This is a genomic window from Pseudonocardia ammonioxydans (assembly GCF_900115005.1).
Lineage (GTDB): Bacteria > Actinomycetota > Actinomycetes > Mycobacteriales > Pseudonocardiaceae > Pseudonocardia > Pseudonocardia ammonioxydans.
In genome coordinates this window covers 128,704-155,381 of the sequence record NZ_FOUY01000013.1, presented here as the reverse complement: position 1 = coordinate 155,381, position 26,678 = coordinate 128,704, and the positions used below count along the sequence as shown (strand labels likewise).

At 72.8% G+C, this 26,678-nt stretch carries 29 protein-coding genes and 1 pseudogene; 12 read left to right on the top strand and 18 right to left on the bottom strand.

From position 1 onward, the window contains the following. Window positions 1-143: 143 nt before the first annotated feature. Window positions 144-1,541, bottom strand: coding sequence for an IS1380 family transposase (locus BM093_RS14840; protein ID WP_093343151.1), 1,398 nt, complete (start codon window positions 1,539-1,541; stop codon window positions 144-146). Window positions 1,542-1,916: 375 nt separating this feature from the next. Here BM093_RS14840 and BM093_RS37290 point away from each other — a divergent pair, with 375 nt between their 5' ends. Further along, entirely contained in the window at window positions 1,917-2,768 is an 852-nt protein-coding gene (locus tag BM093_RS37290) for a thermonuclease family protein (RefSeq protein WP_245773527.1), read from the top strand. A gap of 121 nt (window positions 2,769-2,889) precedes the next feature. Here the strand turns inward: BM093_RS37290 and BM093_RS37285 are convergent, their stop codons facing one another. Next, a complete protein-coding gene (locus BM093_RS37285; RefSeq protein WP_245773526.1) occupies window positions 2,890-3,339 on the bottom strand; it encodes a CocE/NonD family hydrolase C-terminal non-catalytic domain-containing protein in 450 nt (149 codons plus the stop codon). Between the two features lie 97 nt (window positions 3,340-3,436). Between BM093_RS37285 and BM093_RS37280 the strand changes: the two genes are divergently transcribed. Then, on the top strand, window positions 3,437-4,015 hold the full coding sequence (locus tag BM093_RS37280; RefSeq protein ID WP_245773525.1) for a hypothetical protein: 579 nt from the start codon (window positions 3,437-3,439) through the stop codon (window positions 4,013-4,015). Between the two features lie 10 nt (window positions 4,016-4,025). On the opposite strand, the gene BM093_RS14820 is transcribed toward BM093_RS37280, so the two are convergent. Both BM093_RS14820 and BM093_RS14815 read right to left on the bottom strand, forming a co-directional pair. Then, a complete protein-coding gene (locus tag BM093_RS14820; protein ID WP_093343142.1) occupies window positions 4,026-4,856 on the bottom strand; it encodes a hypothetical protein in 831 nt (276 codons plus the stop codon). A 233-nt stretch (window positions 4,857-5,089) separates the two neighbouring features. Beyond that, entirely contained in the window at window positions 5,090-5,968 is an 879-nt protein-coding gene (locus BM093_RS14815; RefSeq protein WP_177238487.1) for a MurR/RpiR family transcriptional regulator, read from the bottom strand. A gap of 66 nt (window positions 5,969-6,034) precedes the next feature. Here BM093_RS14815 and BM093_RS14810 point away from each other — a divergent pair, with 66 nt between their 5' ends. Both BM093_RS14810 and BM093_RS14805 read left to right on the top strand, forming a co-directional pair. Next, window positions 6,035-7,204, top strand: a complete 1,170-nt coding sequence (locus BM093_RS14810) for an NAD(P)/FAD-dependent oxidoreductase (protein ID WP_093343136.1) — start codon at window positions 6,035-6,037, stop codon at window positions 7,202-7,204. A 10-nt stretch (window positions 7,205-7,214) separates the two neighbouring features. Continuing rightward, complete coding sequence (locus tag BM093_RS14805; protein ID WP_093343133.1) at window positions 7,215-8,600, top strand: sodium/glutamate symporter; 1,386 nt, start codon at window positions 7,215-7,217, stop codon at window positions 8,598-8,600. A gap of 428 nt (window positions 8,601-9,028) precedes the next feature. Here BM093_RS14805 and BM093_RS35970 read toward each other — a convergent pair whose 3' ends face one another. Continuing rightward, a complete protein-coding gene (locus BM093_RS35970; protein WP_177238486.1) occupies window positions 9,029-9,193 on the bottom strand; it encodes a hypothetical protein in 165 nt (54 codons plus the stop codon). Between the two features lie 151 nt (window positions 9,194-9,344). On the opposite strand from BM093_RS35970, the gene BM093_RS14800 reads away from it, so the two are divergent. After that, on the top strand, window positions 9,345-10,250 hold the full coding sequence (locus tag BM093_RS14800; RefSeq protein WP_093343130.1) for a trypsin-like serine protease: 906 nt from the start codon (window positions 9,345-9,347) through the stop codon (window positions 10,248-10,250). A gap of 162 nt (window positions 10,251-10,412) precedes the next feature. Next, a complete protein-coding gene (locus BM093_RS14795; protein ID WP_177238485.1) occupies window positions 10,413-11,210 on the top strand; it encodes a CPBP family intramembrane glutamic endopeptidase in 798 nt (265 codons plus the stop codon). A gap of 54 nt (window positions 11,211-11,264) precedes the next feature. On the opposite strand, the gene BM093_RS14790 is transcribed toward BM093_RS14795, so the two are convergent. Further along, window positions 11,265-11,729, bottom strand: coding sequence for a CBS domain-containing protein (locus tag BM093_RS14790; RefSeq protein ID WP_093343125.1), 465 nt, complete (start codon window positions 11,727-11,729; stop codon window positions 11,265-11,267). A 229-nt stretch (window positions 11,730-11,958) separates the two neighbouring features. Between BM093_RS14790 and BM093_RS14785 the strand changes: the two genes are divergently transcribed. Next, window positions 11,959-12,819 (top strand): adenine nucleotide alpha hydrolase family protein, encoded by an 861-nt coding sequence (locus BM093_RS14785; protein WP_093343122.1) that lies wholly within the window; start codon window positions 11,959-11,961, stop codon window positions 12,817-12,819. Between the two features lie 6 nt (window positions 12,820-12,825). On the opposite strand, the gene BM093_RS14780 is transcribed toward BM093_RS14785, so the two are convergent. After that, a complete protein-coding gene (locus BM093_RS14780; protein ID WP_093343119.1) occupies window positions 12,826-13,404 on the bottom strand; it encodes an Rv1733c family protein in 579 nt (192 codons plus the stop codon). A gap of 221 nt (window positions 13,405-13,625) precedes the next feature. Beyond that, complete coding sequence (locus BM093_RS35965; RefSeq protein WP_177238484.1) at window positions 13,626-13,766, bottom strand: hypothetical protein; 141 nt, start codon at window positions 13,764-13,766, stop codon at window positions 13,626-13,628. A gap of 62 nt (window positions 13,767-13,828) precedes the next feature. Between BM093_RS35965 and BM093_RS14775 the strand changes: the two genes are divergently transcribed. Continuing rightward, a complete protein-coding gene (locus BM093_RS14775) occupies window positions 13,829-14,662 on the top strand; it encodes a universal stress protein (protein WP_177238483.1) in 834 nt (277 codons plus the stop codon). A gap of 70 nt (window positions 14,663-14,732) precedes the next feature. On the opposite strand, the pseudogene BM093_RS35115 reads toward BM093_RS14775, so the two are convergent. The 7 genes and pseudogenes from BM093_RS35115 to BM093_RS14740 all read right to left on the bottom strand — a co-directional run bounded on the left by BM093_RS35115 (window position 14,733) and on the right by BM093_RS14740 (window position 20,869). After that, window positions 14,733-15,378, bottom strand: a pseudogene (locus BM093_RS35115) (maleylpyruvate isomerase family mycothiol-dependent enzyme). Between the two features lie 697 nt (window positions 15,379-16,075). Then, window positions 16,076-16,483: a hypothetical protein gene (locus tag BM093_RS14765; protein ID WP_093343113.1), complete on the bottom strand. Its 408-nt coding sequence runs from the start codon at window positions 16,481-16,483 to the stop codon at window positions 16,076-16,078. A 114-nt stretch (window positions 16,484-16,597) separates the two neighbouring features. After that, the gene (locus BM093_RS14760) at window positions 16,598-17,224 is read right to left on the bottom strand and encodes a hypothetical protein (protein ID WP_093343110.1); all 627 of its coding nucleotides are present in this window, start codon (window positions 17,222-17,224) and stop codon (window positions 16,598-16,600) included. Further along, entirely contained in the window at window positions 17,221-17,883 is a 663-nt protein-coding gene (locus BM093_RS14755) for a hypothetical protein (protein ID WP_093343107.1), read from the bottom strand. The genes BM093_RS14760 and BM093_RS14755 overlap by 4 nt, the downstream gene beginning before the upstream one ends. Further along, a complete protein-coding gene (locus BM093_RS14750) occupies window positions 17,880-18,644 on the bottom strand; it encodes an ABC transporter ATP-binding protein (RefSeq protein ID WP_093343104.1) in 765 nt (254 codons plus the stop codon). Before BM093_RS14750 ends, BM093_RS14755 begins: the two co-directional genes overlap by 4 nt. Further along, a complete protein-coding gene (locus BM093_RS14745) occupies window positions 18,637-19,719 on the bottom strand; it encodes a FecCD family ABC transporter permease (protein ID WP_218162774.1) in 1,083 nt (360 codons plus the stop codon). The genes BM093_RS14750 and BM093_RS14745 overlap by 8 nt, the downstream gene beginning before the upstream one ends. Beyond that, the gene (locus BM093_RS14740) at window positions 19,703-20,869 is read right to left on the bottom strand and encodes an ABC transporter substrate-binding protein (protein ID WP_093343101.1); all 1,167 of its coding nucleotides are present in this window, start codon (window positions 20,867-20,869) and stop codon (window positions 19,703-19,705) included. Before BM093_RS14740 ends, BM093_RS14745 begins: the two co-directional genes overlap by 17 nt. Before the next feature lie 327 nt (window positions 20,870-21,196). On the opposite strand from BM093_RS14740, the gene BM093_RS14735 reads away from it, so the two are divergent. After that, window positions 21,197-21,655 (top strand): CBS domain-containing protein, encoded by a 459-nt coding sequence (locus BM093_RS14735; protein ID WP_093343098.1) that lies wholly within the window; start codon window positions 21,197-21,199, stop codon window positions 21,653-21,655. 31 nt (window positions 21,656-21,686) lie between these two features. Beyond that, a complete protein-coding gene (locus tag BM093_RS14730; RefSeq protein ID WP_093343095.1) occupies window positions 21,687-22,973 on the top strand; it encodes an ArsB/NhaD family transporter in 1,287 nt (428 codons plus the stop codon). A 16-nt stretch (window positions 22,974-22,989) separates the two neighbouring features. Here BM093_RS14730 and BM093_RS14725 read toward each other — a convergent pair whose 3' ends face one another. Both BM093_RS14725 and BM093_RS38350 read right to left on the bottom strand, forming a co-directional pair. Beyond that, the gene (locus BM093_RS14725) at window positions 22,990-24,300 is read right to left on the bottom strand and encodes a cytochrome P450 (protein ID WP_093343092.1); all 1,311 of its coding nucleotides are present in this window, start codon (window positions 24,298-24,300) and stop codon (window positions 22,990-22,992) included. A 72-nt stretch (window positions 24,301-24,372) separates the two neighbouring features. Further along, window positions 24,373-24,546, bottom strand: a complete 174-nt coding sequence (locus BM093_RS38350) for a TetR-type transcription factor C-terminal domain-containing protein (RefSeq protein ID WP_177238482.1) — start codon at window positions 24,544-24,546, stop codon at window positions 24,373-24,375. Between the two features lie 157 nt (window positions 24,547-24,703). Here BM093_RS38350 and BM093_RS35955 point away from each other — a divergent pair, with 157 nt between their 5' ends. Together BM093_RS35955 and BM093_RS14720 are read left to right on the top strand one after the other, a co-directional pair. Continuing rightward, entirely contained in the window at window positions 24,704-24,856 is a 153-nt protein-coding gene (locus tag BM093_RS35955) for a hypothetical protein (protein WP_177238481.1), read from the top strand. Further along, window positions 24,853-25,149: a ribbon-helix-helix protein, CopG family gene (locus BM093_RS14720; RefSeq protein ID WP_093343089.1), complete on the top strand. Its 297-nt coding sequence runs from the start codon at window positions 24,853-24,855 to the stop codon at window positions 25,147-25,149. The genes BM093_RS35955 and BM093_RS14720 overlap by 4 nt, the downstream gene beginning before the upstream one ends. Window positions 25,150-25,187: 38 nt before the next feature. On the opposite strand, the gene BM093_RS14715 is transcribed toward BM093_RS14720, so the two are convergent. Continuing rightward, complete coding sequence (locus tag BM093_RS14715; protein WP_093343086.1) at window positions 25,188-26,516, bottom strand: helicase-associated domain-containing protein; 1,329 nt, start codon at window positions 26,514-26,516, stop codon at window positions 25,188-25,190. Window positions 26,517-26,678: the final 162 nt, after the last annotated feature.

Genomic DNA, 26,678 nt, shown 5'->3' with positions numbered 1-26,678 from the left:
AGCCTCGATCCGCAGAACCGCGTTGGTAGTGATCTTGGCCCGTGAGGTGATCATGGCGACCTGGCTCGAGGCGTGCGGGAGTCGCTGGTCTGTCCAGCTCTTCCACGGTTGTGTGCTCTCGGGCCGGGTGCCGGCGGGGTGGGTCAGGCTGTGGCCGGCGGGCTGTGGCCGATGGTGTGGTCCCAGAGCCGTTGCCATGCCGGCGCCCAGGGCCAGCGGCTGGGTAGGTGCAGCACGGGTGCGCGGGCGGGTCGTGCCAGTCGGGCGGGGACGCCGATCAGCTGTCGGCGCAGGGTCGCGCCGCGGGCGCGTGCGTGGGCGGGGCCGGCGAGGGTGCCGGCGGCGTGGAGCAGGTTGTGCGCGATCGCGGCGCACAGGGCCCAGGCGGAGTTGGCGCCGAAGTGGCCGGACGGGAGGTGGGCCAAGGGGCCGTCGATCAGGTCGGCGAACACGGTCTCGATGATCGCGTGCCGGCGGTGGACGATGTCGGCGTCCACGGTGGACAGGCCCGTGTTAGTGAAGAACGGGTGGTAGCGCCAGGCCGGGAACAGCGCATCGGGGTAGCGGGCGTCTTTGACCCGGCGCACCACCAGCCGTGCGCTGAACTGGTCATGGGTGTGGGCGAACGCGGTGTAGGGCACCTCGGCGACCTCGGCGTCGGAGATCCACGCTCCGGTGTCGGGGTCCTGGACCGCACCCGGGTAGCGCACCGGGGTCCAGGCCGTGTCCGGGATGGAGGCGATGGCGCGTTGGACGGCCCGGTTCCTGGTCACTACCAGGGAGAACTCGGCTTTGCCGCGCCGGCACGCGCGGACCACTGCGCGATTGCCGTAGGCGGAGTCGCCGCGCACGAGGATCTTCCCCGTCGCGCCGGCAGTGCGGGCGGTGGCGATCGCTTGGGCGACCATGCGCCCGGCTCCCTTGCCCGAGCCGGTCTTGCCCGCGCGCAGCCGCATCCCCGCGATCACCGGTGCGGACTGCTCGGTGCTGATCGTGGTGGCCAACGGCGAGAGGCCCTTGCGCAGCACCTGCTTGCCGGCGATCTTGGTGTGTCCGTAGGAGGCGCCCTGCTTGGCGTGCCCGTACACCGGGCGCAGCAGCGAGTCGATGTCGATGAACGCCTGCTTGTCAACCCCGGCCAGCACCCCGGTGCGTGCGGCCAGGGCGCACAGGTGCTCGCGCAGTACCGACTCCAGCTGGCGGGCGTGTCCGAAGCTGAACTCCCGCAACAGCGTGCCCAGGGTGGAGGGCGCGTACACGTCGTCGAACACGATCGGCATCCCGCCCGCGCGCAGCATGTCCAGATCATCGATGCTGTCCGCGCCGGCGCACATCCTGGCGATCACGGTGAGCAGTTTCGGTGCCGGGTTCGCCGAGCCCGACTTGACCCGCGGCGTCTTGATCGACACCTTCCCGGCGATGATCTCTGCCAGGCCGGTCTGCTCGGCCAGCCCGAGCAGCGGCACCAGGCCCGCGTCCGACACGAGATTATCCTCGTCGAAGCGCGCCGAGTCGGCGGTGAACCTGTGACAGACTCGCACTGAAAGTGCCTCTCTCGAGCCGGGTTGATCGGTGCGTCGCAACACCCATCATCCCAGCTCAGGAGGCACTTTCCTTCTTCACGCGCCGCATTACGACGAGGTTCATCTGCGGATCGAGGCTTAGCCGCCGTGCGAGCAGATCGCTTTCGGGACGCCGATCCCGGTCAGCTCGCTCACGTCCGGCCTGGTGAGGGCGGTCCCCGGCGAGAGGGCTACTCGTCGCGAGTGGACCGACGGACGTCAGCAATTCTGACGATCACCGAGCCGGCGTCGATAACAAGATCAGAGCCCCGCCGATGAACCGGGTGCAGCTCGTTCTCGGCTGCTCCTCGTCAACTCCTCCGCACGGAATGGGGTAGCCCTCTCATGCCCGGTATGTCCCGGATCGCTCGCCTGCGGCTCGTGCTCGCCACCACGGTCACCGCCGGTGCGCTGCTGACCGGCTGCGGTCAGCCCGCGACGCCGCCCTTGTCCGACATCGCCTCCGTCGCTCCGGCTCCGCCGCCGACCTCGTCCTCGGCGTCGTCGAGCCCGGTCTCGTCGAGCGCGACACCATCGAGTGCCACGGCCGACGACGACGCCGTCGTCGAGGCCGCGACCGTCGCCGACGGTGACGTGGTCGGCCGACCGTCGGGGACACGGACGGTGACCCGGATCGTCGACGGGGACACGTTCGAAGTGGACGGCGGGGATCGGGTCCGGGTGCTCGGCATCGACTCGTGCGAGGCCGGTACGACCAGGGGCGGGGCCGCGACCGGGGCGGCGTCGCTCGTGCTGTACGGGACCACCGTGACGCTGTCGACCGAGCCGGGGATCGACCGGGACGGCTACGGGCGGATGCTGCGCTACGTCGCGATGAACGACGGCCGCGACTTCGGCCGTTACATGGTCGCCCTCGACCACACCGGCGTGTACGAGGGCCGCAACGACGCGAACGCCGGCTACGTGCGGTCGCTGCGGGCCGCTGACCCCAACGGGCGGATCTGCGGGACGGACACCACCACGACGCCGCGGTCGAGCGAGCAGCCGAAGCCTGCCCCGAAGCCGCAGTCCGCTCCCGCGCCCCGGACCACGCAGGCTCCCGCGCCGGCCTCCTCCGGTGGTGGGGCGGCCTACTACAAGAACTGCAGTGCCGCGCGGGCGGCCGGGGCGGCCCCGCTCCGGGTGGGTGAGGCGGGGTACCGGTCGGCGCTCGACCGGGACAACGACGGCGTCGCCTGCGAGTAGCCGAGCCGACCGGCCCGGAACAGCAGACGACACGCCCCCCGGGGTCCGAATCGCGGACGGTGCTCGAGTCGTGGGGCCGGCTCTCCCCGAACGACCGGGGGAGGGGGAGCCGGCCCACCCGTCACGACGCCGTCGCCCGACCGGCCGTGAACGGCAGCACGAGCCGGGAGTGGTGCAGGGCGTCCCGGTAGATCTTGTGGGTCACCGCCCGCCCGACGGGCAGATGGAACGCGTCCGGTGGCAGGAGCGCGTTGTGCGCGTCGGCGAGCGGCTCGTCGTTCGACAGCTCCGTCACCAGCCGGTGCCCGGGCCGGAACGTCGTCGCGAACGGGTAGAGCCGCAGCACGTACTCCTCGATCGTCCCCGGCTCGACCGGGACCGCCCGGGTGTGCGGGTGGTACGGGTTCCCCTCGGTCGTGCGCTCGTCCAGCTCGCGGTGCGACGCCTTGAGGAACCCGGTGGTCACCAGCTGGCGGCTCCCGTCCGGGGCCGCGTCCCACAGCCGCATGATCAGGTTGGTGTCCGGCTGGTCGATCTCGACGAACAGGTGCGCCGCGCCGGTACCGATCATCTCGGTGTCGGTCCCGAACCGGGGGGGGGCTCCAGCTGAGGATCTGCACGGTGTCGGTCACGGTCAGCGGCGCCTGGTAGAAGCCGTCCGGTGTGGCGTGTTCCGGGCCCATCAGCTCGGGCTCGCCGGCCAGCGCGTGCCGCGGGCGCAGGTACAGCGACCGGTACTCGACCTCGCGCGGCGGCCACTGCTGCCCGGTCACGACCTCGCGCGAGCCCTCGACGAACACCTGCACTTCGCGTCGAAGGCGCAGTTGATGCAGGCCGTGATCCGCGACGTCGACGAGGTCTTCACCAGCGTGGACGACCCGCCGCTGACCACCGTGGTCGAGCGGGGTGAGCGGGCGCTCGTCGAGGCGTGGCTGTCCCGCAAGTTCGATCAGTGGGGCGAGGTCCGGCGGCATCTCACGGCCGCCTACCAGGGCGCGGCGGTCGACCCGGAGATCCAGGCGGGCCTGGACGCGTGGTTCGAGGACGTGGCCGGGTCCATCCAGGAGGGGCTCGACCGCGCCGGGCGCTGCGAGCCGGAGACGCGCCGCGTCCGGGCGGTGCTCGCGTTCGGCCAGCTCGAGTACCTGGCCAAACGGTGGCTACGGGTCGGCTGGGCGGTGGACCGCGAGATCTGTCTGCGCAGCCTCACCGATTCGTGGTGCTACCTGCTCGCGAGCAGCGCGTGAGCGCACCCGGTCACCGGTGGTGGGGAAGCGGCACGGCGGGCTGCCCGGCCGTGCAGTTCCGGATCGGGCTGGGCCCGCGGAACTCCACGTTCACCGCGGCGAGATAGCTCCCGGCGGTGGTGCGGAGCCAGGCGGCGCTGCGCTCGCCCGTCTCGCTCGCGGTCATCCGGCCGACCTCGCCGCACTGGATCCGGACCTCCTCGCCGGGGGCCAGCCGCCCGGCCGGGTCCCCGGTGGTGGACGGCGCGGAGCGCAGCGCGACCCCGGGCGGGGCGACGTCGGCGCGGGGCGTGGCGGTCCACGGATCGACCGCGACGGGCGCGGGTGGCGGCTGCATCCGGACCTGCACCGGAGCGGGCGGGGGGCCCGCCAGGGGCCGGCCGACGGCGCCGAGGGTTCCGAACAGGACGGCCGCCACCGCCGCCGCGGGCAGCACGCCGCGTCGCCACCGACGGGGGCGGGTGTCGACCGGGGCGGCCGGCGGGTCCGCCACCGGCGTCGCGACGGCGGGGGCGTCCGGTGCACGTGCCGTGTCGCGTGCGACGACCGCGGGTGCGCTCGGCCCGGCCACGGGGCCGCGAGCCCGGACGGGGACGGGTTCCATCGCCGGGTCCACGGGCCGGCCGTCCCGGATCGCGGCGGCGAGCGCGTCGGCGCGCTCGGCGTCGGCGCCGAACAGCACGGGGAAGTCCCGGGCGAGAGCGCGGTACAGCCCCGCGGCCTCCTCCGCAGCGGTCAGTGCCTCGTCCCGCCGGCCCTCCGCGTCGTGCGCGACGGCGAGGCAGTGCAGCCGCGCGGCCTCCTCGGCCATGGCCAGGTGATCGACAGCGTCATCGGCCACGGGCCGCTCCTTCCCCCTGGGCCCCTGTGCGCGGGTACTCGCCGTGCGAGCTGTCCCGTTACGCCGTCGAACGGCGCGGATCCCGACACACGTGGCGGAGCGGCGCGCTCCCCAGGGTGGCCGCCGACCGGGCGCCGGCGCCACCGCCGACCGTGCGACCCCCGTCGGTGGGAGCCGGTTGCAGACGGTCGCCGTCGTGGTTCAGGGGCCGGCTGAACAGCTGAGCCCGGCCGTCACCGGCGCCGTGATCGCCCGATCCGGCCCGGCGAGAGCCCGTCACGGAGCCGCTGAACGTCGTCCCGGGCGCTGATCGCCGCGGCCGGGTTCCGGCGGGCCAGCTCAGCGACGAGACAGTCCGAGATCGCCCAGGCGGCGGTGACCTCCGACGCCGCCGACCCCGCTGTGCTGGGCAGCTCCACCATCAACACCCGGTCGCGGACGTGCTTGGGCGGATAGACCTGCGAGACGAGGACGATGCGCGCCACCCGGGACCCGGCCACGTCGATCAGGTTCTCGATGTCGCTGAGCAGGACCCGCGGCGCGAAGACGACCAGCAGGTCGTCCGGGACCAGCCGGTGCACGTCGTCGGCGAGGGCGTGGCCGCTCCCGGACAGCGTCCGCGAGCCGATCCCGGTCCGCTCGAGACCGAGGCTCAGGTAGTCCGCGACCTGGAACCCGGTACCCAGGCCGTAGACCATCGTCCGGGACGACGACTCGATCAACCCGACCACCTCGTCGAACACGCCACGCTCGAGCGTTTCGCTGAGCTGCACGAGGATCCGCGCCGACGCGGCCAGCACCGCTCGGGCCGTCGCGTCGCCGGACAGGACCTCGCGATCCTCGAGCGAGTCCAGGCGGGACCGGATCGATCCGGCGAGTCCCTCGTCCCGGCCCGCCCGGGCGGCACACGCCTGCTTCAGGCCCTTGATCCCGTCGAAGCCCAGCTTCCGGGCCGCCCGGATCACGGTCGCCTCGCTCGTCACCGCCATCCCGGCGATCTCCACGGCGGTGCTGGTCGCGAATCGGAGCGGATCCCGCTCGGCGATCACCACGACGCCTCGCTCCGCGGTCGTCAGCGTCTCCCACCCTTCCAGGTCGCGGAACCCGGTCACCACGACCTCCCAGCTGCAGTTTTTCCAACACATTGACACCACATGTAGCGAATCCTACCGTCCGGCGTGTCGTACAGCACCACCGAAGGGCAGGGCATGGTTGCCGAGTTCGTCATCGTCGGAGGCGGTGGCTACGGATGCGCGGTGGCCTATCACCTCGCACTCCGCGGCCACTCGGTCGTGGTCCTGGAGGCGGAGGAGATCGCCGCCGCGGCATCCGGGGGCGTGGGCAAGAGAGGCGTCCGCGCCAACCGCCGCGACCTCCGCGAGCTGCCGCTGATGCGGGAGGCCTACGCGTTGTGGCCGAACCTCGCCGACGAGCTCGGCGGCGACACCGGGTACGTACGGACCGGATCGCTCTCGGTGATCGAGAAGGACGTCGTCGGCAGCCGGGGCGGCCTGGTCGCGGCCGGGAGCCGCGCGTGGACCCAGTCGCGGTTCGGAGTCCCGACCGAGGTGTGGACGGGCGAGCAGGTGCGCGAGGCCGTCCCGCAGATCTCCGACGACGTCCGCGGCGCGCTCTACGCCCCGCTCGACGGGGTCGCCGCCCAGCACGCCACCACGCTCGCCTACGCCCGCGCCGCGAAGGCCCGGGGCGCGAGCCTGCACGAGGGCGCCCGGGTGGCGGAACTGCACCCGGGACGACCGGGCCGCCGGGCCTGCGTCGTCACCGACGACGGCCGGGCCTACGAGGCCGAGCGGGGCATCCTCCTCGCCGCGAACGCGGGCGTCCCCGGCCTGGTCTCGGCGGGCTTCGGGCTCGAGCTCCCGGCCTGGACGGTGTACCCGCAGGTCGTCCTGCTGCGGCCGGAGCGCCCGGTCGAACTGCCCCACCTGCTCGGGCACGACAGCCGAGTCCTCTCGGTCAAGACTCTTCCGGACGGCGTCGTTCAGCTGAGTGGAGGCTGGCGCGGGCGCCTCGACCCCGCCACCGGCGGCTCGGAGCCCGTCGAGGAGCACGTCACCGGCAACATCGCCCAGCTCGAAGCGGTCCTCCCGCACGCCGGCCGGTTCGAGCGGCTCTCGGTGCACGTGGCGAGCCCCGAGTGCGCGACGGTCGACCAGATCCCGTTCATCGACCCGGTCCCCGGGGCAGACGGCTTCTACTTCGCGACGGGCTGGACGGGCCACGGATGGGCACTGCTTCCGGCGGCATCGCGGGCCATCGCCCGGATGCTGCTCGACGGTGAGCTCCCGCCCGAGCTGACGCCGTTCTCCCTGACGCGCCTACCCTGAAGGACAGACGATGCCCGATATTGTCGAGTTCGACAGCGGCGCCCTCAACTCGCTGATGTTCTCCGTCCTCGGCCTGGGAGTACTCCTGGTTGTCGGCGCACTGCTGCGCATGGCCGTCCCTCTGATCAGGCGCCTCTACCTCCCGGCAGCGCTGCTCGGCGGGGTCGTGGGCCTGCTCTGCGGCCAGTACTTCCTCGGCATCGTCCCCGCCGAGATGTCGGCCACCTGGTCGTCGCTCGCCGGGGTGCTCATCGCGGTCGTCTTCGCGCCGATGCTGCTCGGCACCCGGATCCCGTCCCCCGGCGAGGCCTTCAAGGAGGCGGGGCCGCAGATCTGGATGTCGTGGTTCAGCAGCTTCGTCCAGGTCGCGATCCCCGCGCTCCTGGTCGTGTTCCTGCTGGGGCCGGTGTTCGGCACCGACCCGATGTTCTCGACCATCTTCGAGGCGTCGTGGTCGGGCGGCCACGGAACCGCGGCCGGGATGGACGTGACCTGGACCGGCCTGGGCTGGGCGGACGGGAGCTCGCTGGCGCTGTTCTCCGCCACCATCAGCCTGGTCTACGGCGTGATCATGGGGACGTTCATCCTCAACATCGCGGCCCGGCGGGGCCACCTGTCCACCCCGTCGTCGTCCACGCAGGACGTCGGTTCGGACATCCTCGAGACCCCGGACGGAGGGCAGACAACCACCAGCCGGCTGAACACATCGTCGTTGAGCAACCTCGCCTTCCACTCGTCGCTCATCGCGATCGCGATCCTGCTCGGCTACGGGCTCAAGTACCTCGTCGATCAGGTGATGGCCGGGGTCCCGCTGTTCCCGCTCGCGATGATCGGCGGGGTCGTGGTGCAGCTGGTCATCCGGCGGACCCGCCTCTACGAGCTCGTCGACAAGCCGACCCTCAATTCCATCGCCGGGGTCGCGCTGGACTTCCTCGTCGTGTCGGCGATCGCGTCGCTGTCGGTGCCGGTGATGCTCGCGAACTGGGCACCGCTCACCATCGTGATCGTGGCGCTGGCGGTGACGAGCGTCGTCCTCTACCACGTCGTCGGGCCGCGTGTGTTCCACAAGGACTGGGCGGAGAACTCCATCGCCCAGTTCGGCACCCAGACGGGAGTGGTGGCGATCGGGTTGATGCTGCTGCGGGTCGCGGACCCGCAGATGAGGACGAACGCCTATCGCACGTTCGCGCTGCGCTCGCCGTTCGTCAGTCCGTTCATCGGAGGTGGGCTCGTCACCGCCGCCTTCCCCCTGATCGTCGTCCAGTACGGGAACCTGTGGCTCGGGCTCGGCGCCACTGCGCTGTGCGTGGCGATGATCGGCCTCGCCCGGGTGCTCGGTATCTGGCGCGCACCGGTGCGCCGGGTCGCCGACCGGGTCGAGGTGTCCTCCGGCTGAGCACACTGCTCCCGGTTGCGGATCTGATCAAACTACATCGACCGGGTCAACCGGGCTGGTTCCGTTCGCGATCGGGCTCGCCGCGTTCGGCGAGCTCCACATCGGAGTCATCTGTGATCGTCGCGCTGGGCGCGATGGTAGGCGCGATCGCGTAGGGCGCGTTGAGAACCGTTGGCCCGGGTCGTGATCTCGCCGGCCTCGCCGTCGGCCACGTCCTTCCAGTCGTCATCGCACAGTCGGAGATCGATGCCGTACGCCGGCTTGCCGATCGATCCGAGCAGGTGGTCCGCCCCGTTCGCCGCTCCTCGGAGATCCAGCGGGTCGTGCTCGCGCGTGCTGTGGACGCGAAGTTCGAAGCCCCGGCGCGGACCTGAGCTGTCTCCTGCCCGTCGATGGCGGTTGCCCGGTCGTCCGGAGCTCGATGCGTCCTACCAGTTCGCGGGCGCGTCGCTGGCGGGGAAGGAGTCGTTCCCCCAGATGTCGACGAGGTCCGGGACGGTGGCGAGGTCGGACGTGCCTTCACCGGTTGTCGGACGCTCGTCCTGCGCCGCCGGGAGGTTCCGTGTCTGCTCCGGGGTGGGGATGGGCGTCATCGGTGTCCGTCCTTCCGGTCGAACTAAATTAGTTGATAACTCAACTATAGCACAATGGTCACCGAACAGCCATGCCGACGCGAGGAACGTCGAGTGGGCCCTCTGGGGACGGCGAGCCGCCGGAACGCGTTCGTCGTGCTAGCTTTCGCCCGTGCGGGAGCGCCGAGGCCGACGTCCGCGCCGGCGATGGCTGCTCGCGCTCGGACTGCCCGTCGTGCTGGTGGTCGGCTACGTGGTGTGGGCTTTCCTGCCGGCGCCCCCACAGTCCCCTGTGGCCGGCCACGGCCCGGTGACCACGTCGGACGAACCCTGGGTGGTCGCGATCGACGGCGGTGGCGCCCCGCCCCCTGGGGGCCCGCCGGAGAAGACGTGCGTCGGCACGCTCGTGGCGCCGCGGGCCGTCGTCACGGCCGCGCACTGCATCGGCCGTGAGCCCGCCGAGATCTCGGTCGTGATCGGGCGTACGGACCTTCGCAGTGGGGACGGGCGTTCGATCGCAGCGGTCGACACGTGGATCGCACCGGGGTGGCCCGGCGACGCGCAGGGCCTCCTCGGTGGCCTGTTCGGCCCGGTTCACTCCCCGCCCGATGTCGGCGTGCTGCTGCTCGAGACCGCGGTGCCCGGACCGTCCCTGCCCATGGCGACACTCGACCGGGCGTGGCCGGCACCCGCGTCGAAGGGCCGGGTGACGGGCTGGCGCGTCTCGCCGCACGACGAGCCCGTGCTGTGGCAGACCCCGACCATTACGCTCGACGACGCACGCTGCACCGCGGCGGCCGCCGATGCCTTCAGCCGGATGCCGCCGGTGGTGTGGCACGGCTACCGCTACGACACCGACGCCTACTTGTGCGCGGGCGAGGGGCCGAGCGCGTTCGTGGTGCGCCCGACCGACAGTGGTGCGCCGCTGGTCGTCGACGGCCACCTGGTCGGGGTGGCGAACTGGCGGCCGGGCGCCGACCGGGACGCACCGCAGTTCTACGGGCGGGTCGGTGTCCATGCCGAGCACATCACCCGGCTCGTCGAGTCCGCCGGGACCCACGGGACCTTCACACGCTGATCCACCTGTCCGGGACCCGGGCGCATGCCCGGTCCCGTACACGTCCCTCATCCAGGTGGTGTCGGAGTCGGGGCCGGGCCGGACGTGGTTGGGTGGGTGCCGACCAGACGACCGTGCACTGACCTGTGTGGACAGTGCGCCCGCGTGTCGAGGAGCGGCCCGGTGCGGGTACTCGGAGCGATCGTTGTCGTCGTCGGGTTCCTCCTCGCCGGCCAGTTCCTCTGGCTGGGCGTGGCCGGCCCGCTCGGCCTGCCGGACGGGAGCTGGCAGGAGCTCGCTGCGTCGAACATCGTCGCCTTCGCGCCACCGGCGCTCACCCTGGTGCTGTGGCTGCGGCTACGTACCGGGCGCAGTGTCGCCGACCTCGGGTTCCGTGTCCGGCGGCCGGCGCTGGGCGTGCTCATGGGTGCGGCGACCGCGTTCGTGCTCTTCGTCGTGTCCCAGCTGGTCGTGCCGGCGGGGGAGCCTGCGGCCGGGGAGACCGACGACGCGGCCGGGCCGGTCCTCCCGGGCGTCACCGTCGCCCTGGTCCTGCTGGCGACGGTCGCCGTCCAGGCCTCCACCGAGGAGCTGTTCCTGCGCGGCTACCTCCTGACGACCGTCCGCCGGTACGCGGGTACGGCGGCGGCGGTCGTGCTCAGCTCCGTCGTCTTCGGGCTGCTCCACTCGTTCAACCAGAACGCCTCGCTCGCCTATGTGGCGTCCACGGCCGCCCTCGGTCTGCTGCTGGCGTTCATCGCGCTGTCCGGCGGCGGCCTGTGGGCGTCGTGCGCGTTCCACACGATCTGGAACGCGATCCCGGCCGTCGTCCTGGCCGGGGGCCCACCGGACGGGTCGCGGGACACCGGCGGATCGGTGGCGAGCCTCGCCCACGTCGTCGTCTACCTCGCCGCCGCCGCACTCGCGTTCTGGGTCCACCGTCGCCGGACGCGACACGAGCGGACCGCCCGCGCCGGGTGAGCGGGAGGCCGTCCCGGCGTACGGGGCCGTACGGAGGCGGCACCGTCCGCGGCGCTACCGGCCGTTCCCGTCCCGGCGGCGAACGCCACCGACGTGCCGCACGACGTCCATCGCCGTCACGATCCCGCGGACCCGGCCGGACTCCGTCACCAGCACGGCGTCCCGGCCACGGACGTCCATCACCGCCGCCGCCTCGGAGAGCAGCGCCGTGCCGGGGAGCACCACCGCGTCGCCGTGCACCTCGGCGACCGGCAGCTCGATCGTGCCGAGGGGGCTGCGTTGCGCGGCCATGCCGCGCAGCAGGTCCGCCTCGGTCACGAGCCCGACGCACCGGCCGCCCCGGAACACCGGCAGGTGGTGCACGTCGTGCGCCACCATCAGGGCCAGGGTGACCCGCACCGGGGTCTGCGGGGTCACCGCCACCAGCCGCGGCGACATGATCGTGCGCAGCGGCGGGTCGTGTGGGGAGTCGAGCGTCTCGGGCGGGGCCGAGAGGTGCGTGGGTTGCTCGCGTGGCATCGCGTCCCTCGATCCTGCTCGGTCGGTGCGGACGCCGGCGAGCCTGCTCGCTCCCCGGCGCCGGCGACGCGGGCGGAGGGCCGGGTGTGCCGACGACGAACGCCCCGTGTCCCGCCGGCCCTTCGCCTCCCGGTGACGGGCTGTCGGCCGCCGCGTCGCTCCGTGCGGCCCCGAGCGTGCGGGCCCGAAGCCTCTGCCGCGCCCCGCCGACGGCCGTCACGCTGCGGTGATGACTGTCGAGCAGTACGTCACCAGGGCGAGGACCGGGGTTCGTGCGAGGCGCGGAGGCCCGGTCCTGCGGTTCGACCCGGTCGGCGGCACCCCGGGGGGCCCCGCGGTCGTTCCGGACGCCCCGGTGACCTGCCGGACCGGTCCGGGCGGCGGGGCGGCCCTCGCGTTCGCGGCGGAGGAGGCGCTGCGCCGGAACGTGCCGCTCGTCGTCGTCCCCCGCGGCGGGGAGCGGGACCGTGGTGCTCGGCGGTGGACCGGTTCCGTGGCGCCGGAGCACGGCTTCGGCCCGCCCGTCGAGCTCGACGCACCACCGTCCCGCGGGCTGCTCGTGGTCGACACCGCGCGCGACGTCGATGTCGAGCTGCGGGCCGGACGTCCCGTGGCCCGGATCCCGTCGCCGGTGCGTACCACCGGACCCGTGGTGCTCGCGCTGGTGCCGTGGACACCGGCGGCCGCCGTCTCGACCGCGGTCCAGACGGCGCTGCGCCACGGGGCACCGTTGTCCGTCGTGCGGACCTGGGCCGGAGCGGCCCCGGACCTGGGCCGGGTCGCTCCCGCGGCGCTCGACGAGTGGGACGCGGTGGTGGCCCGCCTGCACCGGGAGATCGAACACGTGCTGGCCCCGCACCGGCGCCGGTCGCCGGGCCTGCGGACGCACGCCCTCGTCGTGCGTGACGAGCTCACCCGGTTCCTGGCCGACCTGGCCGGTGGTGCCCGGCTGATCGTCACCGGCTGCTCCTACGGGCCGGACACGTCCCCGGGCGTCGCGTCGCGCGCTCTGGGGATCATGGCGGCGGTCGAGGCCCCGGTACTGGTCGTGCCGCGCGCCCCGGAACCCGGCCCGGCCGGCGCGTCCTGAGCGGGCTCAGCGCTCCGACCGGCCCGCCCACCGGGGCTCCACCTGCGCCCAGTCCTGCTCCCAGGCCCGGCCGAGACGCCACCAGGTCCACGCCAGCAGCAGGCGGCCGAGCACGGCGATCCCCGCCACGGCCGCCATCATCCCGAACAGCCAGGTCACCGCCGCGGCGATCACGGCGTCCCGGGCGTCCGGCGGCGCGACGACCGGACGCTCGCCGGTGTCCACCCAGATCTCGACGGTCTCGCCGGGAGCGTGCCGTTCGGTCAGCGTGGTGTGTCCGGTGTGCGGCAGCCCGTCCCGGCCGGTCCAGCGGACCTCGGTCTGGTGGGTCGCGTACGACCCGTGGGCGATGATCGGGGCGTCGGTGACGACCAGCGCGGGCGTGAGCCGGCGCTCGGAGACCAGCTCCCGGCCCCGCTCGACGGTGCTCCCGTGCACCGACACGGCGACGGCGGTGAGCACCGCGGCGGCGACGATCACCAGGGCCGTCAGCAGGAGCCAGACGGCGTCCTCCTGCCGTCGCGCGCGGCGGCGCAGGACGGCGGGCGCGTCGTCGCCGTGGGGCATCCCGGAGGTCGTCGCCATGGCCGCTCCCGCCCCCAGCTGGTGATCCGGCCGAGCGTGGCCGGTGACCGCGGGGAGCGCCAGGAGCCGGCGGCCCGTGAATCCCGGGCCGACCGGCCCTTCATGCGTGACGGACGGGACGTCACGGGCCGGCCCGGAGTGCGCGGGGGAGACCTCGGTCCCGCAGAACGCGGGACCTTCGCGCCTGTCTGTCGCAACCAGGTGGTGCCAGCGTGGAGCGGTCAGCCTCCGTCCCGGCCCCAGGAGTCGTCGTGGTGCACGCCCGGATCGTGATCGAGCCGATGTGCGGGGACACCCGCGCCGTCGCTCTGCGCGAGCACGGTGGTGGCGATGCCGATGTCCACGTGGATGCCGATGTCCACGTGGATGTCGGCCGCCGGGGCGGTACGACGACGGCCGCGGCTCGCACGACCGGGGGCCTCCGGTGAGCGGGCGTCCGGTCGTCGTCGGCGTCACCGGATCGCCGGGTTCGGTCGCGGTCACCCGCTGGGCCGCCCGCGAGGCGTCGGCCCGGCGCTGTGGCCTGCGCATCGTGCACGCCGCCGCCTACGACACCGGTGACGTCCCGGCCTGGCGCCGCCACGCCCGCTGGGTGCTCACCCGTGCCGCCGGGATCGCCCGCGCGACCGCGCCCGGGGTCGCCGTCGAGGCCGCGTTGGTGCACGACTCCCCGGTCCGGGTCCTGACCGGCGCTGCGAGCGAGGCCGATCTGCTGGTGCTCGGTGCGATCGGGCACCAGCGCATCGGCGACGGCCCCGCCGACCCGGCCGTCCTCACCGTCCTGCACACGGTCGGCGTCCCGATCGCGGTCGTCCACGCCGACACCGCCGACCGGACCGGTCCGGTCGTGGTGGGCATCGAGCGCCCGGAGGGCGACATCGAGCTGGTGCGCGTCGCGCACGAGTGCGCCCGGCGCCGGGGTACGGACCTGCGGATCGTGCACGCCCTGCGCCCGCGCTCCGGGCCCGGCGACGTCGCCGGGCAGGTCGAGGACCTCGCGCGACGCTGGGACTCCGACGAGGTCGCGGTGCACGCCGACGTGGTCGACGACCGGGCCCTGCCGGCGCTGCTGCGCGCCGCGGGCCACGCCGGGCTCCTCGTCCTCGAGGCCCGCCCCGCCGACCGGCGTCCCTGGCTGCGGTCGACCGTCACCGAACTGGCGCTCGGCGCGGAGTGCCCGGTGCTGGTCGTCCCGCCGCCGGTGGTCGACGCCGGGGTGCGGCGGGAGCCGGACCGGTCGGCGGTCCGGGGCGGGTGAGGGGGCGACGGCCCGACGGTCGGCTCGGCGCCGTACGTCCGGGACCGGGTCCCGCGGAGGGCGCGGGTCCTCACCAGGCCGGTAGCGCCGGAAGGCCGCCCTCGTACTGCAGGCCCTCGTCCACCTCCGCGCGCGCCAGGAACGGCAGCAACGTCTCGTAGTAGCCCTCGATCCGGACCGAGCCGTCGCCGACGGTCCACTCCTCACCCTCGCGGGCGACGACGTGCAGGCCGGGGGCGTCGGGATGGACCTGCAGCCGGTGCACGCAGATGTCGATCGCGTCGACGATCGCGTCCGGTCCGGCCTCGTGCCAGTCCCAGGTGGTGTCGAGGTCGTTGTGGTGGACGACGAGTTCCGTCGTACGCCGGGCCGGCAGCGAGTACGCGCTGATCTCCCCGGAGAACAGGGTCGGCAGCGTCTCGACCTGCACCCCGCCCTGCAGCCGCTGGAACGCGCCGAGCAGGCGTCCGTTGGCCTGGCCGAGGGCGGTGACCAGCTCGGCGGCGGACTTCCCGGCGGCGGTCTCGATGTCGGTGTCGCGCTGTTCGCGCGAGGCGTAGGCCGGGGTCTCCCGGCCGGTGACGGCCCCAGGTGGCCAGGTTCGCCAGGGCATCCGCGTCCTGGGCGAGGTGGGCGAGCACGTGCGCCCGCGTCCACCCCGGGCACCGGGTCGGCTTGCGGATCTCGGTGTCGTCGAGGCTCGCGATGGTGGCCATCGCCATGCCCGACTCGCGCCGCATCACGCCGATGTCGGCGGCCAGGCTCCGGCGAGATCTGGTCACGGTGTCCATGCCACCACTCTGCTCCGCCGGTGGGGGCCTCGCCACCGAGGTGTCCGACGGCGGTGGAGCGCCTACGCGGCGCTCTGGAAGGGGTGGCGGTGCCCGCGCATGGCGGCCTCGCTGCGGTCGGCCGCAGCGGGTGCCCGGACGTCGTCGTCCACGGGGCCGGGGGAGCAGAACTCGACGGGCCGGAGCTCGGCCGGCCGGACGCGAGCGCCGGCTGTGCTGTGCGGGCGGGTGAGCGGGGCGGTGTGCCGACCGGCCGGGCGGTACGTCGAGGACGTGTGCGGGCGGGTGGGCAGAACGGGTGCGGTGATGGAGCAGTCTCCTCGGATACGGGGCCGGCGTCGGACGACGCCGGCGGGTACACGTCGGACCCCTGTGCGTGGCGCGGGGGAGCGGCGTCGAGCCGGCTGCCGTGCGGGGTCGGCTCTGTACGGGTGTGGTCTGCACGCCTGTCGGGCGTGTGTCACCGCGGTGGTACCGGGCAGGTCTCGCGGGAGCGGGCTCCGGCTGAACCGGCGGGAGGCGACGTCGCTCGCAGCATGACTCGGCGAGCATGTGCTTCGGTGAGCATGTGGAGCAACGGGCGTGTCACACGACGTAGCACTGCGGTGACCTGAGATCGACGCTACACGGGGCGCCGGGCCGCGGCAACCGCCGCCCGCGCCGCCGCGAACGCGCCGACGGCGGCGTAGGTCCCGGTGAGCCCGCCGAGCGCCAGCACCGCGGAGCGCGGCAGGTCCTGGCGCCGCAGGTGGCCGAGGGCGGCGAGGGTGTCGGTGACGTCGACGAACAGCGTGAGCCGCTGCCAACGGCGCCGCTGCTCGAGCGGCTCGGTGAGGTATCCGGCGCCGAGCGCGACCGCGCGTCCGGCGAAGATCCGGGTCAGGTAGATCAGCTCCGGGCGGGGCTCGACACCGAGCGACCGCGCCAGTGCCGCCGGCGCGGCCAGGCTCGCCGCCCCGAGCACGATCCGGCCCACGGCCAGTGCCTCGAGGGCCGGATCGCGCGTCGTGGTGTTCTCGTGGGGTCCCATCCTGCGAGGCTGCAGAGCCCGGAGCGGGCGCTCAATGACCTCGCGGGTAAATGCACGACCTCGCGGGTAATGCACGACCCGGCAGGTAATGCCCGGCCGTGCAGGTGACTCGGCTCAGGCCCGCACCCGGTGCTCCACCCAGCGCAGCGTCGAGTAGAGCAGCTGGGTCGCGCCCGACATGAACGCCGCCCCGTGGTGGAAGCACGGGTCCATGGTGGTCACGAACAGCTCCCCGTCGGTGGAGACGGTGTCGTGGTAGGTCGTCGCCCCGACCGTGATGCCGTCCTCCTCGACGGTCACCAGCGGCACCGCGCCCTGCGGCGGGGTGAAGATCCCGTGGTGGTGCCAGATCATGGACTTCTCCGAGAAGAAGTCCCAGATCGGCGCGTCGGAGGGCTGCAGCCGCATGCCGTGGTCCTCGCCGGTGCGCCACCACCAGAAGTTCGTCGGCCGCGGCTCCCACGAGATCCCGGGCAGCCACTCGTGCGCGGCGTTCTCCCCGAAGACCACGAGCACACCGCCGCGCTCGACGACCTCGTAGAGCGCCGGTCCGTGCTTCCCGAGCAGCGCGGGGTGCTCGCGGTCGGCGACGATCACGGCGTCGGCGCCGGCGACGTCGTCCGGGGTGAAGTCGTAGAGGTAGACCGGCCGCAGCCGGTAGGGCGCCAGCGCGGGGTCCTGCAGCGTCGCCAGGTGCGACGCCGAGCCGCCGTGCACGAACGCGATCTCCGGTGCGCTCACCGCGCGCCCCCCAGCCAGTCGATGATCGTGGTCGCGAACCGTGCCGTGCTGCGGGCCGGGTCCGCGAAGGTCAATAGGTCGAGTCCACCGTGGACGACGATCTCGCCCGCGCCGAGCGTGAACGTGTAGTCGATCGGCGCCTGCAGCGGCCCGATGCCGTTGAGCACGCGGGCGCCCTCGGGCAGGTCGAGGTGGTAGCCGCGGCCGTAGAAGCCGGCCACCCCGATCGCGCGCAGCTCCTCGAAGGTGTGCGTACCGGAGACGCCGGTGCGGAACAGCACGTCGTCGAGGTCGATGCCGTCCCAGATCGGGTGCGGCGCCAACCGGCTGATCACGAGGTCGCGTGGTCCCTTGTAGACCAGCCGCCGCCAGCGGGCGAGGCCCGGGAGGAACGGCTCGACGACGTGGCCGTTGACCAGCAGCCGCCCGCCGGAGCGCACGAACTCCTCGAGCAGCGCGCGGTGCCGGCCGAGGAACAGCTGGTCGCACGAGGCAGAGAGGGTGATCCCGGCGATCGCGCCGAGGTCGAGCTGGGGCAGGTTGTAGCAGTCGTGCAGCTCCAGGCCCTCCGCCGCGACCTGCGGACCCATCCCGCCGGCCGCGGCCGGGGCGAGCGTGAGCCCGACCGTCCGGGTGCGGGTGGGAGCGGTCGCGGTCACCGGGCACCCGCCGTGGTGCCGACCCCGAAGTCGGGGACGACGACGCGCTCGTCGCGGCCGCCGATCGCCACGTCGAGCGTGCTGATCGGCAGCCCGTACAGCTCGCTGAGCGTGTCGCCGGTGAGCAGCGCGGTGGTGTCGCCGACCCGGATGTCGTCGGGATCGACGACGAGCATCGTGCGCCCGGCGACCCGCAGGGCGTGGTCGGGATGGTGGGTGGTCATGACGATGGACATTCCTTCGCTGGCGAGTGAGTCGAGCACGGCGAGCACCCGGCCCTGGTTGCGCAGGTCCAGTGCGGACGCCGGCTCGTCGAGGACGAGGGTCCCGCAGCCGGAGGCGAGGGCCCGGGCGATGAGCACCATCTGCCGTTCGCCGCCGGAGAGCCGGGTGAAGGGCCGTTCGGCCAGGTGGTCGAGGCCGACCCGGCCGAGCGCGTCGGCGGCCAGGTCGCGGTCGGTCCGCGTCGGCGTCGAGAACACCCCGACGTGCCGGGCCCGTCCCATGAGGACCATCTCCAGCACGGGGTAGTTCACCGCGGCGGAGTGGCTCTGCGGGACGTAGCCGACGGTGCCGGTGTGCCGCACGGTGCCGCTGGTCGGGGTCAGCAGCCCGGCCAGGCACTTGATCATGGTGGTCTTCCCGCGGGCGTTCGGCCCGAGGACCGCCAGCACCTCACCGGGCTCGAGCTGCAGGGAGACGTCGCGGAAGATCCACCGGTCGGCGCGGTAGCGGTGCGAGATCGCGGTCGCCTCAATCACCGAGACCCACCTGCTTCCGGAACCGGCTGAGCAGCAGGATGAAGAACGGGGCACCGATGATCGCGGTGAGGATGCCCAGCGGCAGCTCGCTCGAGGTCAGCGAGCGCGACAACGTGTCGATCAACAGCAGGTACCCGGCACCGACCAGCAGCGACGCGGGCAGCAGCACCCGGTGGTCGCTGCCCACGATCAACCGGCAGATGTGCGGCACGACCAGCCCGACCCAGCCGACGACCCCGGACACCGCGACCGCTCCGGCGGCGATCAGGGCGACCGCGACCAGCAGGACGTTGCGGGTCAGCCGCGGCGGCACGCCGAGGGCGGCCGCGTCCTCCTCACCGAGGGAGAGGATGTTGAGCCGCCACCGCAGCGCCAGCGCGATCACGACGCCGAGACCGATCGGCACCGCGGCCACCAGCACCTTGCCGTAGGACGCCGTCGCCAGCGAGCCGAGCAGCCAGAACGTCACCGCGGGCAGCGTCTCGTAGGGGTCCGCGACGAACGAGAGCAGCGAGACCAGCGCGCTGAAGAACGCGCTCACGACGACCCCGCCCAGCACCACCATCAGCAGCGGCGACCCCGAGGCGAGGCGCGCGATCGCCAGCACCAGGACCAGCGCGACCAGGCCGGTCAGGAACGCGCCGCCGACCAGCGCCGCGCTGCCCAGGCTCAGCACCAGCGCGAGCACCCCGCCGAACGAGGCACCGGCCGAGACGCCGATGACCTCCGGGCTGACCAGCGGGTTGCGGAAGACGCCCTGCAGCACCGCGCCGCCGAGCGCGAGCCCGCCGCCGACCAGCAGCGCGAGCAGGACCCGCGGCATCCGCACGTCGAGCACGGCCGAGGCCTCCTGCGGGTACCAGGTCTGCTCGATCGGGAGCACCTGCCCGATCAGCAGCCGCGCGACCTCCACCGGCGGGACCCCGTAGCGGCCGGTGGCCAGCGCGAACACCGCGATCAGCAGCACCACCAGGGCGATCGCGGGGAGCGTGAGCCAGGTGCGCAGGCGCTGCCGGGGAGTCGTGGCGACCGGGGGAGAGGGCTCGACGGCGGTGGACTCAGCGAGCGAGGACACCGTAGCCCGCCGAGTCGCTGTTGGCGTCGAAGCGCAGGAGGTCGTCGATCTGCTCGTCGGTGACGGTGGTGCCGTAGAGGAACTCGTAGTGCTCGGTGATCTCGGCGCGCAGGTCGACGGTGTAGGTGTCCGGGTGCAGCATCGCCGCGGCCCACTTCATCATCAGGTGCGACTCGGCGCTCGGCGGGTCCCACCAGAAACCGCCGGAGGGCACGGCGTAGACCCGCTTGTTCTTGACCGCGTCCAGCCCGGCCAGTGCGGGGTCGGCGTAGACGTCGGCCGGGGTCAGCGCCGTCATCGACGAGGTGAAGATGACCTCGGGGTTCCACTCGAGCAGTTGCTCGACGTTCAGCGCGCTCTGCGTGGAGTACTCGACGTCGGCCGCGACGTTCGTCGCGCCCGGCAGGGTCATCCAGTTGTGCATGTAGGCGTCGCTCGAGCTCATGCCCGCGTTGTAGCCGCCGTCGCCCGCGGTGCGCAGGAAGATCGTCCGCGGCGACGTGGTCCGGGCTGCGGCGAAGCCCCGCAGCTCGTCGATGGTCGCGTGCATCCGGTCGAGGAGTTGCGCGCCGCGCTCGGGCTTGCCGAGCAGCTGCGAGAACATCGTCACCCAGGTCTCGAGGTCCTCCTGGGTGCCGTACTGCAGCCCGATCACCGGGTAGCCGGCCGCCTCGATCGGGCCGATGAACGTCTCGTAGTCACCCTGGTCGGCCCACTGGATGACGACGTCGGGGTCGAGCTCGATGATCGTCTCGACGTTCGGGACGAAGTCCGGCCCGGCGACGACGGTGTTGTCCAGCGCCTGCGGGAACATGTCGGCGAACGTGCTGTCCTTGTCCCGGGTGATGGTCGACTGGTTCACCCCCTTCACCCGGTCGTAGCTCTGGTCGAGCGCCGTGATCATCGACGGGGCCGGGATCACGGTCGTGACGATGGAGTCGATCGGCTCGGTGAACGTGTGGGTCTTCCCGCGCTGGTCGGTGACGACGATCGGCTCGTCGAGGGTCCCGGTGGCGGCCTGGTCCTCGACCGGTGCGCGGCTGGAGCACGCACCGAGGACGAGGACGGCGGCGAGCCCGGTGGTCGCGATGCGGAGGATCCGGCGCGGGGAGCGTCTCGGACGTGAGCGGGTGTGGTGAGCGGCGAGCATGGGCCGGCCCGGTCCCTTCTGGGCTGGAGTGCGTCGCGCCGCAGAGATGCGCGGCGCGGTAGTCACACCATCGTGGTGACTTTGGCTAGCCTAACCACAACACGAGGATGTCGAGGGTAACGATGATCACGGTCCATCGGCCCGTGCCTCCGGAGTGGAGTTGCGGTGTCGCGAGATCGACGGTGCGGTGTACGTCCGGTTCGTGACACGCTGCGCCCCGGGGGGTGACCGTGGCGTTGCGAAGGTGGATGCTTCCGACGACCGGCACCCCGCTGTCCAGTGGCGGCGGGAGTGCGGAGACCCAGGCATGCGCGAGGGAGTGCGGTCGTGAGAGCCCACGACATCGTCGAAGGCGTCCCCACGGTCACCGCCGACGATCCGGTCGCCGCCGCGGTGCGCCTGATGGCGCGGACCCGGCTGCCGGGACTGATCGTCGTCGACACGCGGTCGGTGCCGACCGCGGTCCTGCCCGGCACCCAGGTGCTGCGCATGACGGTGCCCCGCAGCCACCAGGCGCACCCGTCGCTGGCGCGCACGATCGACGAGCCGCACGCCGACCTGTTCTGGTCCGAGCTCGGCGATCGCACGGTCGGGGAGTGCCTGCCCGACCGGCCGGAACGGCTGGCCGTCATCGCCCAGGACGCCACCCTGCTCGAGGCGGCCGCCCTGATGGGGCGGGCACGCAGCCCGTTGCTCGCAGTGGTCGGCGACGACGGCCGGCTCCTCGGGGGTGTCGTGCTGGGGCGGTTGCTCGCCGCGCTGTCCCAGGCCTCACCCGAGGGCTGACCGGCCCGGGACGACGGCACGGGGACCGGCGATGAGTGCGCTGCTCGCCCTGGCGATCTTCGCGGTCGCGTTCTTCTTCATCGCCACCGAGCGGGCCGACAAGGTCCGGACCGTCCTGATCGCGGCCGGGGTGATGACGGCGCTCGGGCTGGCTCCCGGCGCGGCGGTGTTCTTCTCCGAGCAGGAGGGCATCGACTGGAACGTCATCTTCCTGCTGTTCGGGATGATGGTCATCGTCGGCGTGATCAAGCAGACCGGGCTGTTCGACTTCCTGGCCATCTGGGCCGCGAAGCGCTCCCAGGGCCGGCCCTACCGGCTCATGGTCATGCTGATGATCATCACCGCGGTCGCGTCGCCGTTCCTGGACAACGTCACGATCATCATGCTGATCGTGCCGGTGACCGTCGTGGTGTGCGACCGGCTGCAGGTCCGGGCCCAGCCCTACATCATCGCCGAGGTGCTCGCGTCGAACATCGGTGGCGCGGCCACCCTCATCGGCGATCCACCCAACATCATCATCGGTAGCCGGGCGGGGTTGTCGTTCAACGACTTCCTCGTCCACATGGCACCGATCGTGGCGGTGGTGTTCGTGGTGTTCGTGCTGCTGACCCGGGTGCTGTTCCGCAAGGACTTCGAGTACCACCCGGACCGGGTCGCCGAGGTGATGACGCTCAACGAGCGCCGGGCCATCACCGATCCGCGGCTGCTCGTGCGCTCCCTGGTCGTGCTGTTCCTGGTCGTGCTCGGCTTCGGCCTGCACACCGTGCTGCACCTGGAGCCCTCGATCGTCGCCCTGCTCGGGGCGGGGGTGATGGTGCAGGTGACGCGCAGCGACGTGTACGAGACGCTGGCCGAAGTCGAGTGGCCGACGCTGGTGTTCTTCGTGGGACTGTTCGTGATGGTGGCCGGGCTCGGCCACACCGGTGTGATCGAGACGATCGGGGTCTGGGCGGTGCAGGTCGTCGGGAACGACTACTTCGCCGCCGCCACCGCGCTGATCTTCGGTTCGGCCGTGCTGGGCGCGTTCTTCGACAACATCCCCTACGCCGCCACGATGGCCCCGATCGTCGAGGAGCTGGTTGCCGGGGTGCCGGACCCGCAGACCGGCCAGGCGCTGTGGTGGTCGTTCGCACTGGGCGCCGACTTCGGCGGGAACGGCACCGCGGTGGCCGCCAGCGCGAACGTGGTCGCGATCGGGATGGCGGCGCGCACCGGGCACCGGATCTCGTTCTGGCAGTTCACCCGCTACGGCATCGTCGTCACGCTGCTCAGCTCCGTGCTCGCCTGGATCTACGTGGCGCTGCGCTACTTCGTGTGACGCCCGGTGGCCCGGCTCAGCCCCAGGTCACCGGCAGTGCGTGGACGCCGAAGATGAGCATGTCGTTGCGCAGCGGGATCTCCCCGGCGGGGACGGCCAGCCGCAGGTCGGGGATCCGGGTGAGCAGCTCGGTGAACCCGACCTTCATCTCGGCGCGGGCCAGCTGCTGCCCGATGCACTGGTGCACGCCGTGGCCGAACGCCAGGTGCGGGGCGCGGTCGCGACGCACGTCCAGCGAGTCCGGCGTGGACAGCCGTCGGGCGTCCCGGTTGGCCTCGGGGGTGGCGACGACCACGGTGGCGCCGGCCGGGATCTCGACGTCGCCGACCGTCACGGTCTCGGTGGCGATCCGGGAGACGCCGAGCTGGATGATGCTCAGGTAGCGCAGCAGCTCCTCGACGGCGTCGTCGATCAGGGACGGGTCCGCGCGCAGGGCGGCGAGCTGGTCGGGGTTCTGCAGCAGCGCGTAGGTGCCCAGGGCGAGCATGTTCGCGGTCGTCTCGTGCCCGGCGCCGAGCAGGACCAGCGCGATGTCGATGAGCTGGGCGTCGGTCAGCGGCGGGTCGGCGTCGTGGACGAGCCCGGAGAGCAGGTCGTCGGACGGGTGCGCCCGCTTGTCCGCGACCAGCTTCGCGATGAAGGCGTACAGCTCGCCCCCGGCGCGGGCCCGCTCCTCGGCGGTGGAGTCGCTGCTGAGCGCGACGCCGGTGTTGTCCTGGAAGGTGTCCCGGTCGGCGTAGTCGACACCGAGCAGCTCGCAGATCATCAGCGACGGCAGCGGGAGCGCGTAGGCGCGGACCAGGTCGGCGCCGGGCCCGGCGGCCAGCATGGCCTCGATGTGCTCGACGGCGATCTCGGACAACCGAGACTCCAGCGCCCGCATCCGGCGCACGGTGAACTGGCCCTGCAGCAGCCGCCGGATCCGGGTGTGCTCGGGCGGGTCCATGAAGATGAACATGCCGTCGGTGCGCTCGACCTCGGCGGGGCGCACGGGCTCGCCGCGCTCGGCCGCGGCGGCCAGCTCGGCGACCTCGTGCGCCTGCAGCTGGGTGGCGTCCTTGTAGCGGACGCGGTCGTTGCTGAACCGCTGGTCGCCGAGCACCTGCCGGGCCTCGTCGAAGCCGGTGACCAGGAACGAGCGGGCGCCGTTGGCCAGCTCCAGCGGCTGCACCGCGCCCCGGCCGCGACGCTCGGCGAGACCGGGCGCGGGATCGAACGGGCAGCCCGACCGGCGCTCCAGCAGCTCGGTGGGGACGATGCTGCGCAGCTCGGTCGGGGAGTGCTCGGGCGCCGTCGCGTCCGGGGTGCCGCTCGTCTCGGTGGTCATGGCGCTCCTTGCAGTTCCGGGTCGAGCTCCGGGTCGAGTTCGCGAACGGGCGGGGAGGTGCCCGGCCCGACGTTACTGCGGGGGCCGGTCGGGGGCGCTCGGCCGGAGCATCCGCACCGCCAGGTCGCTGTAGAGCCGGGCCGGCCCGTCGGGTGTGTACGGCCCGCCGGGCCGGAACCACCGGGCCACGTCGATGCCCAGCGACAGGATCGGCTGTGCAGAGCACGGGGACTGTGCGAGTGGCATCGAGGGCGCGAGGACCGGCGCATCGACCGGCGGAGTTGTGTCCCACACAACTGTCTGACACAATCAGTCGAGTGGCCGTCATCCGGTTCACCAGGCCTGCACGTCGGCACCGCATCGGACGCGCCATGCCCTGCACGTCATCGACACCGTGACACCTGTGGCGGTCCCGGCCACCGACATCGCCGACGCGCGGCTCGTCCGGATCGGGTTCGACGACCGCGGCATCGAACTGGAGATCGTCGCACTCGATCTGCCCGGCGAGTGGCTCGTCATCCATGTCATGCCGACCGCCCTGAGGAGGAAGCGATGAGCGAGCACGACCGCACCGGTCCGGACATCGACCTTGCCGCCGAGGAGATCCGCGACAGACAGGGCCGGCGGATCACCGAGGAGTACGCCGAGCGGGCCGCCGAGGAGGCACTGCAGATCGCGCGGCCCGGTCGGCCCTCGCTCGGTACCCCCGGCCGCCACTCTCCGCGCGTGTCGTTCCGCATTCCTGAGCAGACACGTCGTCGAGCCGAACAACGCGCTGCTGAGGAGGGCCGATCCGTGTCCGAACTCGCTCGCGAGGCGCTGGAACGCTACCTCCACGACACCGGCTGACCGACGGCCACCGGCCGGGAGGCGACCCGGGCTCGGTCTCAGCCCCAGAAGATCGCCGTCGGGCCGAGCGGGTACCCGAGCTTGCGCAGGGCGGTGCGAGCCTTCGCCTCCCCGGCGGGGTCGAGCATCAGGTGTCGCTCGCCGAGCCGGGTGCACAGCCCCCGCAACGAGCGGTCGCCTGCGAGCAGCGCTGCGACGCTCGCGTCGGCGCACTCGAGCACCCGTCGGCTCCCGAGATCGCGGAGCTGCGACGCGCGCGCCTCGACGTCGTCGAGCAGCCGGCGGACCGTGTCCGGCACCGCGTGTGCCGCACGCTCGTCGAGGAAGGTGCCGAGCTCGTCGGGTGTGCGGCCGGCATCGACGGCGCCGAGCAGGCTCGCGGTGGTGAGCGTCCAGACCCGGTCGGAGGTGCGGGCGGCGAACGTGTCGAGGACGAGCCGGTCGGCCGGCGCGAGGTCGGCGGTGGCGACGACGTCGTGGTTGGCGAGGACCTGCAGGGAACGTTCCGCGACGGCGGGTTCGGCGGGGACGTAGCTCGTGGTCAATCCGATGGCGAAGGCGCCGAGCGCGGTGAGGCGCACCGCGCGGAGCCCGTCGTAGCGGCTGAGGGCGTCGATCTCGTCGGCGCCCCACATGTGCCGGAAGTCGTCGCGAGCGTGCGCCGGGGGCTCGTACTCGACGTCGAGCAGACCGAGCGTCGCGGCGTACTCGAAGAGCACCGCGAGGGTGTAGCGGCCTTCGAGGACCGCCCAGTCGTGGAACCCCGCGTAGCCGAGGCTGCCGTACTCCGGATCGAGGATGTAGAGCTTCCACAGTCCGCGCTCCGACCGGGCGACAGCCGGGTGCGCGCCGGCGCGGCGCATCGCGGTGAACAGCTCGTCCACGCGGACCCACTCGCCAGGAGGGCACAGGGCGAGCGCGGCGGCGACGGCCTGGCGTCGTGGTCCGGCCGCGCTGAGCGCTGCGGCGCTCCTCTGCCCCTTGATCTGCTCCACCCGGCTGAGCTCGTCGATCGGGGCGTGTCGCGGCCAGCGTCCCCAGATCTCCCGGATCGTCTCGTCCCGGGGCCGGTCGAGAGCCTTGCGGCCCTTGGGGGTCAGCGCGAGGCGCGACCCTTCCAACTGCGCGAGTCCACCGGCCTGCATCAACAGCGGCCAGGCGAAGGACGCGATCGCGTCGTCCGGATAGAAGTCGCCACCGACGAGCGTCTCAGCGACCGCCCGGACGGTCGCAGCCGATGGACGTCTCGTCTTCTCGCTGCACCGCAGCGTGCCGGCGGCGCACAGCTGCAGGACGGCGGTCAGGTTGTGCAGCGCTTCGGGTTCGGTGTGCCGAACCGTGGACGGCGCGTCAGCGTCGGAGCCCATCGTGGCACGCTAGCGGCGCCGGGCGGCACGTTCGGATGCGGGCGGCGACCGCGGACCTCGGCCACGGGCTCGACGGCCCGCTGGACGGGCCAGAATTGCCGGTTCGGCGGCGGAGTGCTACCTACTGATCGATCAGTACGCACCGAGCTCGACCGGAAGGAG

Excerpts from the sequence above, each read along its gene's own strand:
- BM093_RS14730 (WP_093343095.1), top strand. The coding sequence starts at position 21,687 with ATGAGTGCGCTGCTCGCCCTGGCGATCTTCGCGGTCGCGTTCTTCTTC.
- BM093_RS14805 (WP_093343133.1), top strand. The coding sequence starts at position 7,215 with ATGCCCGATATTGTCGAGTTCGACAGCGGCGCCCTCAACTCGCTGATG.
- BM093_RS14765 (WP_093343113.1), bottom strand. The coding sequence starts at position 16,483 with ATGGGACCCCACGAGAACACCACGACGCGCGATCCGGCCCTCGAGGCA.
- BM093_RS14715 (WP_093343086.1), bottom strand. The coding sequence starts at position 26,516 with ATGGGCTCCGACGCTGACGCGCCGTCCACGGTTCGGCACACCGAACCC.
- BM093_RS14725 (WP_093343092.1), bottom strand. The coding sequence starts at position 24,300 with ATGACCACCGAGACGAGCGGCACCCCGGACGCGACGGCGCCCGAGCAC.
- BM093_RS38350 (WP_177238482.1), bottom strand. The coding sequence starts at position 24,546 with ATGCCACTCGCACAGTCCCCGTGCTCTGCACAGCCGATCCTGTCGCTG.
- BM093_RS14790 (WP_093343125.1), bottom strand. The coding sequence starts at position 11,729 with ATGCCACGCGAGCAACCCACGCACCTCTCGGCCCCGCCCGAGACGCTC.
- BM093_RS35970 (WP_177238486.1), bottom strand. The coding sequence starts at position 9,193 with ATGACGCCCATCCCCACCCCGGAGCAGACACGGAACCTCCCGGCGGCG.
- BM093_RS14780 (WP_093343119.1), bottom strand. The coding sequence starts at position 13,404 with ATGGCGACGACCTCCGGGATGCCCCACGGCGACGACGCGCCCGCCGTC.
- BM093_RS14720 (WP_093343089.1), top strand. The coding sequence starts at position 24,853 with ATGAGCGAGCACGACCGCACCGGTCCGGACATCGACCTTGCCGCCGAG.
- BM093_RS14785 (WP_093343122.1), top strand. The coding sequence starts at position 11,959 with ATGACTGTCGAGCAGTACGTCACCAGGGCGAGGACCGGGGTTCGTGCG.
- BM093_RS14740 (WP_093343101.1), bottom strand. The coding sequence starts at position 20,869 with ATGCTCGCCGCTCACCACACCCGCTCACGTCCGAGACGCTCCCCGCGC.
- BM093_RS37290 (WP_245773527.1), top strand. The coding sequence starts at position 1,917 with ATGTCCCGGATCGCTCGCCTGCGGCTCGTGCTCGCCACCACGGTCACC.
- BM093_RS37285 (WP_245773526.1), bottom strand. The coding sequence starts at position 3,339 with ATGATCGGTACCGGCGCGGCGCACCTGTTCGTCGAGATCGACCAGCCG.